Below are 13,666 nucleotides of genomic sequence, written 5' to 3' on the forward strand. Positions count from 1 at the left end.
ACTGGCGCATCCGCCAGATGGCAGCGAGCGTCCGGGCGCCGCCGCGAGAAAAATTCTTCTGCAGGAAACCTCGATGTCTCCTTCCTCTCCTTCGAGTTCCAGCCGCCCGCTGGGCCGGCCCGCCACCCCGCTCGACGTGCTGCAGGTGCCCCGGCGGCGCGCCTTCGAGGCCGTGTGCGAGCAGATCCGCGCCAAGATCCGCAATGGCGAGTTGGCGCCGGGCGACCGGCTTCCGGGCGATGCCGAACTGGCGGAGATGTTCAACGTCAACCGCAACTCCGTGCGCGAAGCGCTGCGCAGCCTGGAGATCGCCGGCGTCGTGCGCAGCACGACGGGTGTGCAGGGCGGATTCTTCATCGCCGAGGGCCGCAACGATTCGCTGAAGCAGGCCATGCGCGACATGGTGGCCGTCGGCAGCATGCGCCCCGCCAGCCTGACCGAGGCGCGGATCATGGTGGTCGTCCAGGCCGTGAAGCTCGCCGTCCAGCGCGGCACGGCCCAAGACTTCGATGCCATCGAAGCCGACATCGCCCGCCTGGAAACGATCGCGCAACGGGACGGTCTGTCGCACGGCACGCCGCAGCTCACGGCGTTCTACCGCCTGCTCGCCGAAGCCACGCACAACGAGGTCATCGTCGTCCTGGTCGAAGGGCTGTCGGACATCGTGCGCACGCTCATCGCACGCACCCATCCGTCGGTGCAGCCCGACTTCATCGGCATCCGGCGCAGCATCCTGCGCCACATGCGCGCCGGCAACGAAGCCAAGGCCGTCGACATCATCACGCGCCATCTCACCAAGATGCACGCCCACCTGGAGCAGGCCGAAGCACAGGCCGAAGTACAGGCAGGGATGGCCGCTACGCCGCTGCGCCCCGCCGCCCGCGCACCGGCGGCCCGCAAGTCGAAGGCCTGACCGCGCAGGCTGCGGCCCGGCCCGCGCCGGCCATGCCATGCGCCGGGCCAGGGGATCACGCAGCCGCACGCAGACAGCGACCGAGATTCGCGGCGTGGTGCGCCGCATCGCCGAACAACTGGTCCAGCACGGTCAGGCGTCGCAGATAGTGGCCCACCGCGTACTCCTCGGTCATGCCGATGCCGCCATGGAGCTGGATCGCCTGCTGCGTGACGAACGTTCCCTGCCGGCCCAGCAGGATCTTGGCGCGCGCGAGCTCCACGTCGATCCGCTCCTCGTGCGCCTCGACCAGGGCCCAGGCCGCGGCAATGGCGGCGCTGCGCGCGGTTTCCACGGCCACCTTCATTTCCGCAACCCGATGGCGCAAGGCCTGGTACGTGCCGATCGGAGCGCCGAACTGGCGACGCTCGCCGAGATAGGCGACGGCGAGTTCGAAGGCGCCCTGCATCACGCCCAGGCCTTCGGCGCATGCCGCCGCGATGCCCGCGCGCCGCATGGCCCGCAAGGCGGACGCCGCGGCCGCGCCTTCGGCCAGGAGCTGTGCCGGGGCCGCCTCCAGGTGCAGGCGCGCCGCAGGGGAACGATCGGCCAGGCGCAGGCCGGCGATGCCGACTCCTGCGGCGGCGGGATCGAGGCGGAAGATGCCCAGGCCGTCGGCGTCGGCCGGTCCGCCCGAGATCCGGGCCGATACCAGGATCTCGGGCGCGGCATCGCCATGCAGGACCTGCGTCTTCACGCCGTGCAGGCGCCAGGCGCCGTCGGCCTGCTCCGCCCGCGTCCGGACCCAGCATTCGGCGTGGCGCGCCCCAGGCTCGCTGTGCGCCACCGCAAGCAACCGATGGCCGGTGCACAGCCCGGGCAGCACATCGGCGGCATATGCGCCGCCCACGGCCCGGGCCAAGGTGCCGCCGAGCACGGTCGAGCCGAGATAGGGCTCCAGGCTCAGGACGCGGCCCAACTCCACGTGCACCGGGAGGCGGTCCAGCGCGTCGCCGTCGAGGCCGCCGAGTTCGGACGGCACACCGAGCGCGGTCACGCCGAGTTCGCCCAGTTGCCGCCAGACCTGCCGGCTCCAGCCGGGTTCTTCGGCCAGGATGCGGCGGCGCCCGGCGAATGGATATTCCTTCTCCAGCAGGCGGCGCAGGCTGTCGCGCAGTTGCCGTTGCTCTTCGGTGATCTCGAAATTCATGGCTCTATCCCAGGATGCTGCGGGCCAGGAGATCCTTCTGGATTTCGCTCGTGCCGCCGTAGATCGATGCTGCGCGTGAATAGAAATACCTGGCCGCCGGCAGATCCGACCAGTCCGGCTCGGCCGTCTCGTCCAGATCGGTGTAGTGCAGGCTGGCGGGCCCGGCGATTCGCATGAGCAGCGCCGCGATGGCCTGCTGCAGTTCGGTACCCTTCAGTTTCAGGATGGAGGCGAACGCCGGGTTCTCGGCCTGCTCGCGCTCGGACAGCAGCATCCTGAAGTTGGTCAGTTCGAGGGCGCGGGTTTCCGCATCCAGCACCGCGATCTCCGCCAGGATGCCCGGGTCCGCGTCGAGCACGCTTTGGCCGCCCTCCTTCAGGCCCAGGGCCAGTTCCATCGCATAGCCCAGACGCTCCCGGCACAAGCCCACGTTGGCGATGCCGGTACGCTCGGCATTGAGCAGGTGGCGGGCGCATCGCCAGCCCTGGCCCTCCTCGCCGATGCGGTTCTCGACGGGAACGCGCACCTCGTCGAAGAACACCTCGTTCAGATGATGCTGGCCGTCGATGGAGACGATGGGCCGGATCGTGATGCCGGGGCTGCGCAGCTCGACCAGCAGAAAGGAGATGCCTTCCTGCTTGCGCGCCTCCTGGCCAGTGCGTACCAGGCAGAAGGCGTAGTCGGCCAGGTGCGCAGTGGTGGTCCAGATCTTCTGGCCGTTCACCACGTAGACATCGCCCTCGCGCCGGGCCGAGGTGCGCAGCGACGCGAGGTCGGAGCCCGAACCCGGTTCGGAGAAGCCCTGGCAGAACCAGACGTCCATGTTGGCGAGCCGCGGCAGCCATTCGAGCTTTTGCCGGGCCGTACCGAACGCCAGCAGCACGGGACCCAGCATGTTCATGTTGAACACCTGAGGCAGGGGCGCGGGCGCGCGGAACAGCTCGTCCAGCAGAATGAGCCGTTCGGCCTGGCCCAGCTCGGCGCCGCCGTACTCGCGCGGCCAATGCGGTGCGGCCCAGCCGCGCGCGTGCAGGATACGCTGCCACTGCACGATGTCGTTCTTGCGCGGCGGCAGGCCGAGCCGCATGCGGTGGCGCAGATCGTCCGGCAAGTGCGCGTCGATGTAGCGGCGCACGTCGTCCCGGAATGCCGCCTGCTCCGGGGTGGGTCGCAGATCCATGATGACTCCTCCGTTGATTCCTGTCGCTCTCGGGAAGGCCGCCGCCATGCGGCGGCGCCGCTCCTTCAGTCCAAGCGGATGGCGCTCGCCTCGATCACGCGGCGCCATCCCTGCAGATCGGTCCGCAGCACCTGCTGGAACTCGTCCGGCGTATTGCCCACCGGCACGTAGCCATAGCCTTCGATGAGCTGATGGATCGCCGGATCCGCCACGGCATCGCGCACCGCGGCCGAGAACTTCTCCACGATGGGCCGCGGCGTATCGCGCGGCATGAAGAACCCGCTCCATCCCGGCAGGTTGACTGCCTCGAAACCCTCCTCGGCGAATGTCGGGATATCCGGGAACTGCCGCAGCCGCGCCGGGCTCGCCACCGCCAGCAGCTTGACCTTGCCTGCCTCGGCCTGTTGGGCGACGAAGCCCAGCGATGCGTAGAACAGCGTGATGCGTCCGCTGACGAGGTCGGGAAAGCCCGCGGCCTCGCCGGCGTAGGGCACGTGCACCATGTCGACCTTGCCCTGGTGCGCAAGCCCTGCCCCGACGATGTGGCCGCCCGAGCCGATCCCGTAGCTGCCGTAACTCAGCTTGCCCGGCTGCCGACCCGCCAGGGCCAGCACCTCGTCGATGGAGTTCGCCGGGACCTCCCCGTTCAGTACGGCGGCGATGGGGAACACCGCCACCTGGCTCACCGGCGCGAAGTCGGTCAGGGCGTAGCCCGGCTCCTTCTGCAGCAGGACGTTCTGGACCATGGAACTCAAGGACAGATAGACGGTATAGCCGTCGGCCGGCGCCCGCTTGAGCTGCGCCGAGGCGATCATGCCGTTGGCGCCCACCCGCTGCTCCACCACGATGGGCTGGCCCCAGCGCTCGGACATGTGCTTGCCGATGGCTCGGGCCAGCGTGTCGGCCGTGCCCCCTGCCGTCGTGGCCACCAGCAGCTTCACGGGCTGGTTGGGATAGCTTGCGGCATCGCCGGCGGCGCCCGCGCGGTCCGCTGCGTGGGCCGCTGCATAGGCCGCGGCGAACAGCGCGGCGCTGAGCGCCAGACACGCCGGTAATGCCTTGGTCGAACACCATGTCCTCATGTTCGTTCTCCTCGCTGGTGGTTCATGTTCTTCTCCTCGCCCCCGTGTGCCGCGCGCCCCTGCGTTCAGGAGCCGGGAGCGATGCCGGCGACGTGGGCCCAGCCCTGGTCCAGCACGATGACGTCGCGCTCGCGCACGCGCGCCTGGAAAGCGATCCGGCCGTCGTCCTCGTGCCAGAGCGATAGCAGCAGCGTCTCGCCGGGGTATACCGGCGCGCTCAGGCGCGCCCTGAACGCCGACAGCCGCGCCGGATCGTCGCCGCACGCGCGTTCGATGACGGCGTGCGCCGCGCGCCCCCAGGTGCACAGGCCGTGCAGGATGGGGCGCGCGAAGCCCGCCCGCTGCGCCACCGCCGGGTCCGCATGCAGCGGGTTGGTATCGCCGGACAGGCGGTAGATCAGCGCCGCCTCCGGGCGGATCGGCAGTTCGGACACGCTGTCCGGCGCACGCTCCGGCAGCGCGGGCGCACGCGCGGCAGGCTCGTCCGCGCCCGCGCCTTTCGAGAAACCGCCGTCGCCGCGCAGGAACAACACCTGCTCGACCGTGGCGAGCAGGCGCCCGTGCGCTTCGTCCGTCAGCGTCTTCTCCACGTGCAGGATCGCGCCCTTGCCCTCGCCCTTGTCGACGATGCGGGTAACGCGGCTCTGCCCGAGCACCACCGCCCGTGCCGGCAGCGGCGCATGCGTCACCAGGCTCTGCTCGCCGTGCACCAGGCGCAGGAAATCGATGCCCAGCTCGGATCGCTCGCGCATCCAGGCCCCCGGCGAGGCCAGCACCGCGGCCATCGTCGGCAGCGCCTTCAGGCCCTTCTCGTACACGTATCCCAACTGGCGCGCATCCATGGGGTCGCTGCCCACGCCCAGGCCGAGGGCGTACAGCATGGTGTCCTTCTCCGTGTAGGCATGGCGCACCGGCCCGGAACGCCAGGCCTTGGTCTTCTCGTAATCGATCATGTCGTCTTCCTTGCGGCCGCATCCAGGGCCGAGGCCGGCATCCCGTCGTTCATGAGATCGCAGTATTCGGCCATGCCGAGCGCCGCATGGCCCTCGCAGGCGTACTGCGCCATGGTCTCGGTGATGCGCGTATAGCTGGCGCTGTCGGCACGCCGGTGGCGCAGCGGCACGGTGGCCCTGGCGACGCCGCTCACCCGGTAGCTGCGGCTGGCCGTCTGCACATGCGCGACCAGGCTGCGCGGATACCCGTCGGCGTCGTAGTCGGTCTCGATGCTGCCGCCGGTGACGGGTTCGTAGACGCCATCGCGCAATACGTTGCCGCTGACGCGCGGAGCGTCGCCGCCCGGGCTGCCCTTGATCGAGAGCAGAATGCCGAAATCACGGCTGAACGTGATCGGCAGCCATTTGTACCAATAAAAACCATGCCAGTACCGCGGCCCCCAGGATTTGTCGCGATAGCCCGTGCCCTGCCCGATCTCGCAGCGCATGCCGTCCACGGTGATGTGCCCCTGGACCGCCATGTTCTGTTCCGTATGCCCGCGGTACACCGCGCTCGCCGGATCGAGTTCGACCGGGCTGCCGTCCAGCGCCACGATTTCGCCGCCATGCATCGGCGATACGCCCTCGAAGTCCAGGGCGATCTGCGCCGGGCGCTGGGGATACTGCTTGAAGGCCTGCCGCGGGCCCGCCATGGCGCGCGGATCGTCCATCAGCAACAGATCCCCGGCGTAGTGCACGCGCAGCCGCGCGAAGGGCTCGAGCACTTCGAAGTGCATGCCGCCGGCGCGCAGCTCGGTGTTGCCGGCGATCCGAGGCCGGCGGAACATGAACCCGACACGGCCGTCCGGCAAGTACACGCAGCATGTCATCTCGGCATGCCCTTCGTGCGGCCGGTTGCCCAGGCGCATCCACGCGCCGACGCCGCTACTCGTGTCGAAGGCGTTGACGTACATGCTTTCGTTGTAGTTCGGCACCGGCTCCGGGACGTGCATGTCGTCGTCGCGCGGGTCCAGCCGCAGGCGGGTGCCCGGGGGCATATACATATGAGGTCTCCAGTACGCGGGCGCAGCGGCTGCGCCCGTCCCGTTACAGGCTGATGTGGAACCCGCCGTTCACGCCGAGATGCTGTCCCGTCACATAGCTCGCACCGTCCGACAGCAGGAAGCACACGGCCTTGACCACCTCCTGCGGCGTCGACCAGCGTCCCATCGGGATCTGCGCGAGCATGCCGTCGCGGAATTTCTCGCCGCGCACGACTTCGGTCATCGGAGTTTCGACCACCCCGAAACACACGGAATTGGCCCTGATGTTGTAGCGGCCCCACTCGCGTGCGGCGGTCATCGTCATGCCCAGCAGGCCGGCCTTGGCGGCGGCATAGTTGATCTGGCCGACCGAGCCCTTGCGGCCCGCATCCGAAGACACGTTGACCAGCGAACCGCCCGATGGGTCGCCGCCCTTGGCGCGCTCCAGCAGGTGGCGGCCGACGGCGCGCGTCCAGTAGAACGAACCCGTCAGGTGCACGTCGATCACGTCCTGCCATTGCTGGTCGGTCATTTTCTCGATCATCGCCGGGCGGATGATGCCCGCGTTGTTCACCAACCCGTGCACGGCGCCGAAACGCGCCACGGCATCGCGCACAGCGCTGCCGGCCAGCGCCGGATCGACGACGCTGCCCGGTATGCCGAGCACCCGGTCCGCCGGCAGCGTCTGCAGCGCGGCGGCCAGTGTCTGCGCGTTCATGTCCACGGCGACGACGTTGCCGCCGAGCTCGACCACCATCTCCACCACCGCCTTGCCGATACCCTGCGCCGCACCCGTGACGACGACCGTGCGTCCCGTCAAAGAAATCAATGCATCCATGGACCCTCCTTGTGTGTCTCGTTGAGCTTATTGTTTCGTTGGTTGAACCAATGATATATTTGGTGCAAGCCTAAGGTCAACAGGAGACACGATGAGCATCAAACGCAAGGCCTGCATCGCGGGCGCTTTCGAACATCCGACACGCAAGGCGCCGGACAAGACCGTGGCGCAGCTACATGCCGAATGCGCCCGGGCCGCGCTCGAGGATGCCGGCCTTGCGCTGCAGGACGTGGACGCCTACTTCTGCGCCGGCGATGCTCCCGGGCTGGGCGCCAACAGCATGGCCGACTACCTCGGCCTGACGCGCCTGCGCCACGTCGACACGACCGATACCGGCGGCTCGGCCTATCTGATCCACGTTGCGCATGCCGCCCAGGCCATCGCGGCGAACAAGTGCGACGTGGCGTTGATCACGCTGGCCGGCCGCCCGCGCACCGAGGGAGCGAGCGGGGTCGGCGTCGGTTCCCGCCTCGTCACCGCGGCCACGCCCGACGCCGCCTGGGAAATGCCCTACGCGCCCGTCACCGTCAACATGTATGCGCTGGCGGCTGCGCGCCACATGCACGAGTACGGCACGAGCGCCGAGCAGTTGGCCTGGATCAAGGTAGCCGCCGCGCACCACGCGCAGTACAACCCGCATGCGATGCTGCGCGAGCCGGTCACCGTCGAGGACGTGCTGGCCTCGCCCCTCATCAGCGACCCGCTGCACAAGCTCGATTGCTGCGTGGTCAGCGACGGCGGGGGCGCGCTGGTCGTGGTGCGGCCCGAGATCGCGCGCGGCCTCGGACGCCCCGTCGTCAACGTGCTCGGCGCCGGCGAGACCATCAAGGGCCAGTTGGGCGGCGCGGTCGACCTGACCTGGTCGGGCGCGGCCGTCAGCGGCCCGGCCGCGTTCGCGGAGGCCGGCGTGACGCCGGCGGACATCCAGTACGCGTCGATCTACGACAGCTTCACGATCACGGTCCTGATGCAACTGGAAGACCTGGGCTTCTGCAAGAAGGGGGAAGGCGGGCGCTTCGTCGCCGACGGCAACCTGATCTCCGGCACGGGCAAGCTGCCTTTCAACACCGACGGCGGCGGCTTGTGCAACAACCACCCGGCCAACCGCGGCGGCATCACCAAGGTGATCGAAGCCGTGCGCCAGCTACGCGGCGAGGCCCACCCGGCGGTGCAGGTACCCGACTGCGCGCTGGCGCTGGCCCAGGGCACCGGCGGGCTGCTCGGCTCGCGCCACGGCAGCGCAACCCTCATCCTGGAGAGAGCATGACCATGAGCACCCCGTATCAGGAGCGGCCGCTGGCCGCGCCGCTGCTCGACGCGGCGACCGCGCCCTTCTGGCAGGCGGCCGGGGAAGGCAGGCTGACGACCCGGCGCTGCACCGGCTGCGGCAAGCTGCACTGGTATCCACGCCCCGTATGCCCCTTCTGCCAGGGCAATACGCAGTGGGAGGCCCTTGCCGGCGAGGGCACGATCTACAGCGTGAGCGTGACGCGCAAGGCGGGCCCCATACCGTATGCGATCGCCTACGTGACGCTGGACGAAGACATTACGGTGCTCACGAACATCGTCGACTGCGAGCTGGATGGGCTGCGCATAGGCCAGCGCGTGCGCGTCTGCTTCAAGCCGGCGCAGAACGGCGCCAGCATTCCGATGTTCACACCGGCATGAGGCGCCCGTAGCCGTACTCGGCGAGCCGGCCGGCTCGCCGAGTACGCCGCGCCTGCGTCGCACATCCGTCCGAACGCACCCGCTTTCCTGCATGCGCCGCCGCGCGCCTCTCCTTTTTCGGAGCACGTATGGCCAAATGGCTCAGCTCGACCGACTGCATTGCCTTCGACATCCAGGATCGGGTGGCGCGCCTGACCCTGAACAACCCGGCGCGCCGCAATGCGCTGTCCTGGGACATGCTGGTGGAGTTGCGCGCCGCCCTGCTGGAAGCCGATGATCTACGCGAGGTTGCCGTCATCGTGCTCGAAGGCGCGGGCAAGGATTTCTGCGCAGGCTACGACATGCAGGCCGCCTACGCGCGCTATGCGAAGGAAGACGCGGCGCGCGACGCCTACCGTACCGGCAGCGCGTCGTTCGACGACGATGCCTGGAAGCTGGAGAGGTTCCAGGAACTGCTGCGCACCGCCTTCACCGTGCACAAGCCGGTCATCGCCAAGGTACATGGCAACTGCCTGGCCGGCGGCACCGACCTCGCCTTGTACTGCGACCTCGTCATCGCGGCCGACGATGCGCGCATTGGCTTTCCCGCCACGCGCGCGATGGGCTCGCCGCCCAACCACATGTGGTTCTACAACGTGGGGCCGCAGTGGGCCAAGCGCCTGCTGCTCTCGGGCGACACGCTGGATGGCCGGGACGCCGCGCGCATCGGCCTGGTGGTGGCCAGTGCGCCGCCCGAACGCCTGGAAGACGAGGTCATGACGCTCGCACGGCGGCTCGCCACGATCGACCCGGACCTGCTCGCGACGCAGAAGCGCATCGTGAACCTGGCCCTCGAGCTGGCCGGCGCCGGCACCCTGGCCCGGCTGGCCGCCGAGATGGACAGCCGGGCCCACCTGACGCGGGCCAAGCGGGATTTCGATGCCGATACGGCCCGGCACGGCTTCAAGGAAGCCGCCCGTCGGCGCGATGCGCCCTTCGGCGACGGCGTCGTCAAACCGTCCTGGTAGGGCCGCAGGGCCACCTGCCGGCGGGCCTGGCGCCCGCCGTGTGCAAAGCCCGGCTCAGATCCGTACCCGGCCGGACCGGGCCACCGACTCCGCCATGTCGAGTTGCTCCTTGACGAATGTGCCGGTTTGATCGGGGTTCCAGCCCACCGGCTCGAATCCCAGCTCGAGCAGGCGAGGCGCAACGTCCGGCAGCTTGACGATGCGCGCGAGCTCGGCCGACACGCGCTCCACGATGGCCTGCGGCGTCCCGGCGCGCGCATGCACACCGGCCCAGCCCGGGAAATCCACACTGGCATAGCCCGCCTCGGCGAATGTGGGCAGCGCCTGGTAGAGCGGGAACCGGGTCGGGCTCGCTACCGCCACCGCCTGCATGCGGTCCGGATATCGCATCACGCCGCCGACCGAGACGATGCAGGCATCCACGTGCTCGCCCAGCACTTCCTGGATCGCGGGCGCTTCGCCGCGATAGGGCACGTGGTTGAGCTGGATGCCCGCGGCTTCGCTCAGCATCTCGCCGACGAAATGCGCGGCCGAGCCCTGTCCGTAGGATGCATAGGAAAGCTTACCCGGCTCGGCCTTGGCCTTGCGCACGAACTCCTCGAGCGTGTTCACGCCCAGCGAGCGGCGCACGCCCAGGGCGACCGGCGTGATGCACAGCATGCAAACCGGCGCCAGGTCGGCCAAGGTGTAGTTCGGACTAGGCTGCAGCACCAGATTGGTGACGAAGCCGGTAAAGGTCAGCAGGAAGGTGTAGCCGTCGGCCGGAGCATTGAGCGCCGAGCCGATCGACACCATACCGCTGCCGCCGGAACGCGATTCGACCAGGCAGGGCTGGCCCCAGGCTTCGGTGAGCTTCTGGCCGATCAACCGCATCATGGTGTCGTGCCCGCCGCCCACCGGCGTCGGGATCAGGAACCGGATGGGCGCGTCGGGATACTGCGGCTGGGCCCGCAGCAGGGCCGGGCATGCGAGCGCGCCCAGCGCGGCGCTTCGATGCAGGAAACTTCTGCGATTCAGCTTCATACGGGTCTCCTCCGTGGTGGGGCTGGCGTCTAGGGCCTGTTAACGCTATGGCGCCCCTTTTTTTCTGGTTGCACGAAAGCGGATTCGCCTTCGGCTTTATATTTTGTTGGTTGATCCAATAGAATACAAGACCTATCCGGCCGGAAGCATCACCACTTCGGAGCGCAGATCGTCCATGACCAAAGAAGAAGCGGCTGTGCCCAGCCCCCACGGGCGGGCGCCCAGCGGCACCGAGTTCGGCGCCAGACTGCAGCGCGCGCTGCATCGGCACTTTCTTGCCGATGCGCGGATCGAGGCGCTGCAGCGCCTGACGGGCGGTGCGACCAAGCAGACGTGGTCGTTCGTGACAGGCGGCGGTGGTACGGCTGCCGCGGGCCGCTATATCCTGCAGTTGTCCGCACCGGTCCCGGCGGCGCGCGGCCCGGGCCCACGGGCGCCCCGCCTGTCGGCCGCGGCGGACGCCGCGCTGATGCGCCTGGCACGCCGCCATGGCGTGCCCGCGCCCGAGGTCTGCTGCGTGCTCGATGAAGGCGACGGACTCGGGCCGGGCTATGTCACACGGCACGTCGACGGGATCACCCTCGGCCGCGCTGTCGCGCGCGATCCGGCCTACGCGGCGGCGCGCCGGCGCATGGCCGCGCAAAGCGGGGAGATCCTGGCCGGCATCCATGCCCTGCCGACCCGCGACGCGGGTTTCCTGGACCACTTGTCGCCAACCGACGAACTGCAGGTCTATACCCGGCTGCTGCGGGCCCATGACCTGCGGCACCCGGCCCTGGAGTACGCGCTGCGCTGGGTGGCGCAGCGCCTGCCGCCGGATCGGGAGGACCGCGTCGTGCATGCCGACTTCCGTACGGGCAACCTGATCGTCGGGCCGGACGGTATCCGCTGCGTCCTGGATTGGGAGATCGCGCGCAGGGGTGACCCGCTGCAGGATCTGGGCGTGCTCTGCATGCGGACGTGGCGCTTCGGCGGCGACGGCGAAGTCGGCGGCTTCGGCAGCCGGGAAGACTTCTATACCGCCTACGAGCGCGCCAGCGGCCGCAGCCTGGATGTCGAGCGCATACGCTTCTGGGAGGCCTACGCCAACCTGAAATGGGCCATCAATTGTGTACGGCGCGGCATGGCGCAGGGCGCCGATGGCCGTCCGGCCAGCCTGGAACTGGCGGCGATCGGCCGCCGCCTGGGCGAGCCCCTCTGGGATTTCCTCGACATCGCCGCAGCGCAGGCCAGCACATGAGTGTTTCGATCCCATCCACGGACGCCCTGCTCGCCGCCGTGATCACCTATCTCGAGCAGGACCTGCTGCCCGGCCTGGAGGGCTACCATCGGTTCCAGACGCGGGTCGCGGCGAACGCCTTGAAGATCGTGCTGCGCGAACAGCGGCTGGGCACGGCGCACGCCGAACAGGACGCGGCGGCGGTCGCCGACGTGCTGGGCCGCAGCGGTGCCGGCGTGAACGGGGTGTCCAGCGAAGATATGGCGGACGCCCTGCGCGACGGCAAGCTGGCCCTGGATGCGCCGGGCCTGGCGCAGTGCCTGCGGGAGATGCTGCGGCGGCAACTGGCGGTGGACAGCCCGGCCTGGGTGCAAGGATCGGGTCGCCGGAGCGACTGAGCACGGTCGCCAGAGCGCGGCCGTGCTCAGTCGCGATCAGCGGCCGGCGGCCTGCGCGGCCAGGCGCCAGCCCTGCAGTACGTCATCGATGGAGACCGGCGCACGCGGCAGATCCTGCTGGATGGCCGACGCCGTCCTGGAAAAGCGCGGGCTGGGCGCGGGCTGCACCACCCCGTCGATCTCGACGAGGGCGCCGCGCGCGCGCAGGTGCGGATGCTCGACGGCTTCCTGCGCCGACAGCACCGGCGCGAAGCAGGCGTCGCTGCCCTCCAGCATCTGCACCCAATCGGCGCGCGTGCGCGTGCGGAACAGGCGCTCGAACTCGGCCGCCAGCGCCGGCCAGCGGCTGCGGTCTGCCTGGGCATCACGCAGCTCGCTAGCCACGCCCAGGCGCTCGCACAGCAAGGCGAAGAACTGGGGCTCTATCGGCCCGATCGAGACGTAGCGCTCGTCCGCGGTGCGGTACGCCCGGTAGTACGGCGCGCCGCCGTCCAGGACGTTCGCGCCGCGTTCGAAGACGTGCGTGCCGCCGGCCCATTGTTGATAGACCAGGCTCATCAGCGACAAGGTGCCGTCGCAGATCGCCGCATCCACCACCTGGCCCCGGCCCGAAGCCCTGGCTTCGTACAGGGCGGCGAGGATACCCGTGACCAGGTACAGGCTGCCGCCGCCGTAGTCGCCGACCAGGTTCAGCGGCGGCGCCGGCGGCGCGCCGGCCGGCCCGATGGCGTCGAGCGCGCCGGCGATCGAGATGTAGTTGATGTCGTGCCCGGCGGCCTCGGCCAAAGGGCCGTCCTGGCCCCAGCCCGTCATCCGGCCATAGACCAGGCGGGGGTTGCGGCCGGCAACCGTCTGCGGCCCCAGCCCCAGGCGCTCCATCACGCCGGGCCGGAAACCCTCGACCAGCACGTCGGCCTCGTCCAGCAGACGCAGGACGCGCTCGCGTGCCGCGGGGTCCTTCAAGTCGGCCTCGACGATATGCCGGCCGCGCTTGATGATGTCCGTGGCGCCGTTGCGTTCGCCCGGGCGCTGGACGCGCACCACGTCCGCCCCCATGTCCGACAACAGCATGCAGGCGAACGGGCCCGGCCCGATGCCGGCGAATTCGACGACGCGCAGCCCCGCCAGGGGGCCTCGCGGCGCGCGTGCATTCATTTTGGTGCCCATGGTTTCT

General features: G+C 69.5%; 14 protein-coding genes. 6 read left to right on the forward strand and 8 right to left on the reverse strand.

Translation table 11 applies throughout. From position 1 onward, the window contains the following. The first annotated feature begins 73 nt into the window (after window positions 1-73). Window positions 74-913, forward strand: a complete 840-nt coding sequence (locus FOZ76_RS16810) for a FadR/GntR family transcriptional regulator (protein WP_170235498.1) — start codon at window positions 74-76, stop codon at window positions 911-913. A gap of 55 nt (window positions 914-968) precedes the next feature. Here FOZ76_RS16810 and FOZ76_RS16815 read toward each other — a convergent pair whose 3' ends face one another. From FOZ76_RS16815 to FOZ76_RS16840, 6 genes are all read right to left on the reverse strand, one after another. Further along, a complete protein-coding gene (locus FOZ76_RS16815) occupies window positions 969-2,102 on the reverse strand; it encodes an acyl-CoA dehydrogenase family protein (RefSeq protein WP_143949413.1) in 1,134 nt (377 codons plus the stop codon). Window positions 2,103-2,106: 4 nt separating this feature from the next. Continuing rightward, window positions 2,107-3,282 (reverse strand): acyl-CoA dehydrogenase family protein, encoded by a 1,176-nt coding sequence (locus tag FOZ76_RS16820; RefSeq protein ID WP_143949414.1) that lies wholly within the window; start codon window positions 3,280-3,282, stop codon window positions 2,107-2,109. A gap of 65 nt (window positions 3,283-3,347) precedes the next feature. Next, window positions 3,348-4,364 (reverse strand): tripartite tricarboxylate transporter substrate binding protein, encoded by a 1,017-nt coding sequence (locus tag FOZ76_RS16825; protein WP_143949415.1) that lies wholly within the window; start codon window positions 4,362-4,364, stop codon window positions 3,348-3,350. 65 nt (window positions 4,365-4,429) lie between these two features. Next, a complete protein-coding gene (locus FOZ76_RS16830; RefSeq protein ID WP_143949416.1) occupies window positions 4,430-5,317 on the reverse strand; it encodes a MaoC/PaaZ C-terminal domain-containing protein in 888 nt (295 codons plus the stop codon). Then, on the reverse strand, window positions 5,314-6,360 hold the full coding sequence (locus FOZ76_RS16835; RefSeq protein ID WP_143949417.1) for a DUF7064 domain-containing protein: 1,047 nt from the start codon (window positions 6,358-6,360) through the stop codon (window positions 5,314-5,316). The genes FOZ76_RS16830 and FOZ76_RS16835 overlap by 4 nt, the downstream gene beginning before the upstream one ends. Before the next feature lie 43 nt (window positions 6,361-6,403). Beyond that, window positions 6,404-7,177 (reverse strand): SDR family NAD(P)-dependent oxidoreductase, encoded by a 774-nt coding sequence (locus FOZ76_RS16840; protein ID WP_143949418.1) that lies wholly within the window; start codon window positions 7,175-7,177, stop codon window positions 6,404-6,406. 91 nt (window positions 7,178-7,268) lie between these two features. On the opposite strand from FOZ76_RS16840, the gene FOZ76_RS16845 reads away from it, so the two are divergent. The 3 genes from FOZ76_RS16845 (at window position 7,269) to FOZ76_RS16855 (ending at window position 9,852) form a co-directional block, all read left to right on the forward strand. Further along, window positions 7,269-8,444 carry a thiolase domain-containing protein gene (locus FOZ76_RS16845; protein WP_143949419.1) on the forward strand — a complete coding sequence of 392 codons (1,176 nt, stop codon included), beginning with the start codon at window positions 7,269-7,271 and terminating at the stop codon, window positions 8,442-8,444. A gap of 2 nt (window positions 8,445-8,446) precedes the next feature. After that, window positions 8,447-8,845, forward strand: coding sequence for a Zn-ribbon domain-containing OB-fold protein (locus tag FOZ76_RS16850; RefSeq protein WP_143949502.1), 399 nt, complete (start codon window positions 8,447-8,449; stop codon window positions 8,843-8,845). A 128-nt stretch (window positions 8,846-8,973) separates the two neighbouring features. Beyond that, window positions 8,974-9,852, forward strand: coding sequence for a crotonase/enoyl-CoA hydratase family protein (locus FOZ76_RS16855; protein WP_143949420.1), 879 nt, complete (start codon window positions 8,974-8,976; stop codon window positions 9,850-9,852). A gap of 54 nt (window positions 9,853-9,906) precedes the next feature. Here FOZ76_RS16855 and FOZ76_RS16860 read toward each other — a convergent pair whose 3' ends face one another. After that, window positions 9,907-10,875, reverse strand: coding sequence for a Bug family tripartite tricarboxylate transporter substrate binding protein (locus tag FOZ76_RS16860; RefSeq protein ID WP_143949421.1), 969 nt, complete (start codon window positions 10,873-10,875; stop codon window positions 9,907-9,909). A 175-nt stretch (window positions 10,876-11,050) separates the two neighbouring features. Here FOZ76_RS16860 and FOZ76_RS16865 point away from each other — a divergent pair, with 175 nt between their 5' ends. Together FOZ76_RS16865 and FOZ76_RS16870 are read left to right on the forward strand one after the other, a co-directional pair. Beyond that, on the forward strand, window positions 11,051-12,115 hold the full coding sequence (locus FOZ76_RS16865; RefSeq protein WP_143949422.1) for a phosphotransferase family protein: 1,065 nt from the start codon (window positions 11,051-11,053) through the stop codon (window positions 12,113-12,115). Beyond that, window positions 12,112-12,492 (forward strand): DUF6285 domain-containing protein, encoded by a 381-nt coding sequence (locus FOZ76_RS16870; protein WP_143949423.1) that lies wholly within the window; start codon window positions 12,112-12,114, stop codon window positions 12,490-12,492. The genes FOZ76_RS16865 and FOZ76_RS16870 overlap by 4 nt, the downstream gene beginning before the upstream one ends. A 36-nt stretch (window positions 12,493-12,528) precedes the next feature. Here FOZ76_RS16870 and FOZ76_RS16875 read toward each other — a convergent pair whose 3' ends face one another. Then, entirely contained in the window at window positions 12,529-13,659 is a 1,131-nt protein-coding gene (locus FOZ76_RS16875) for a CaiB/BaiF CoA transferase family protein (RefSeq protein ID WP_143949424.1), read from the reverse strand. Between the last annotated feature and the right edge of the window lie 7 nt (window positions 13,660-13,666).

Origin of the sequence: Verticiella sediminum (assembly GCF_007558815.1) — a bacterium.
Lineage (GTDB): Bacteria > Pseudomonadota > Gammaproteobacteria > Burkholderiales > Burkholderiaceae_B > Verticiella > Verticiella sediminum.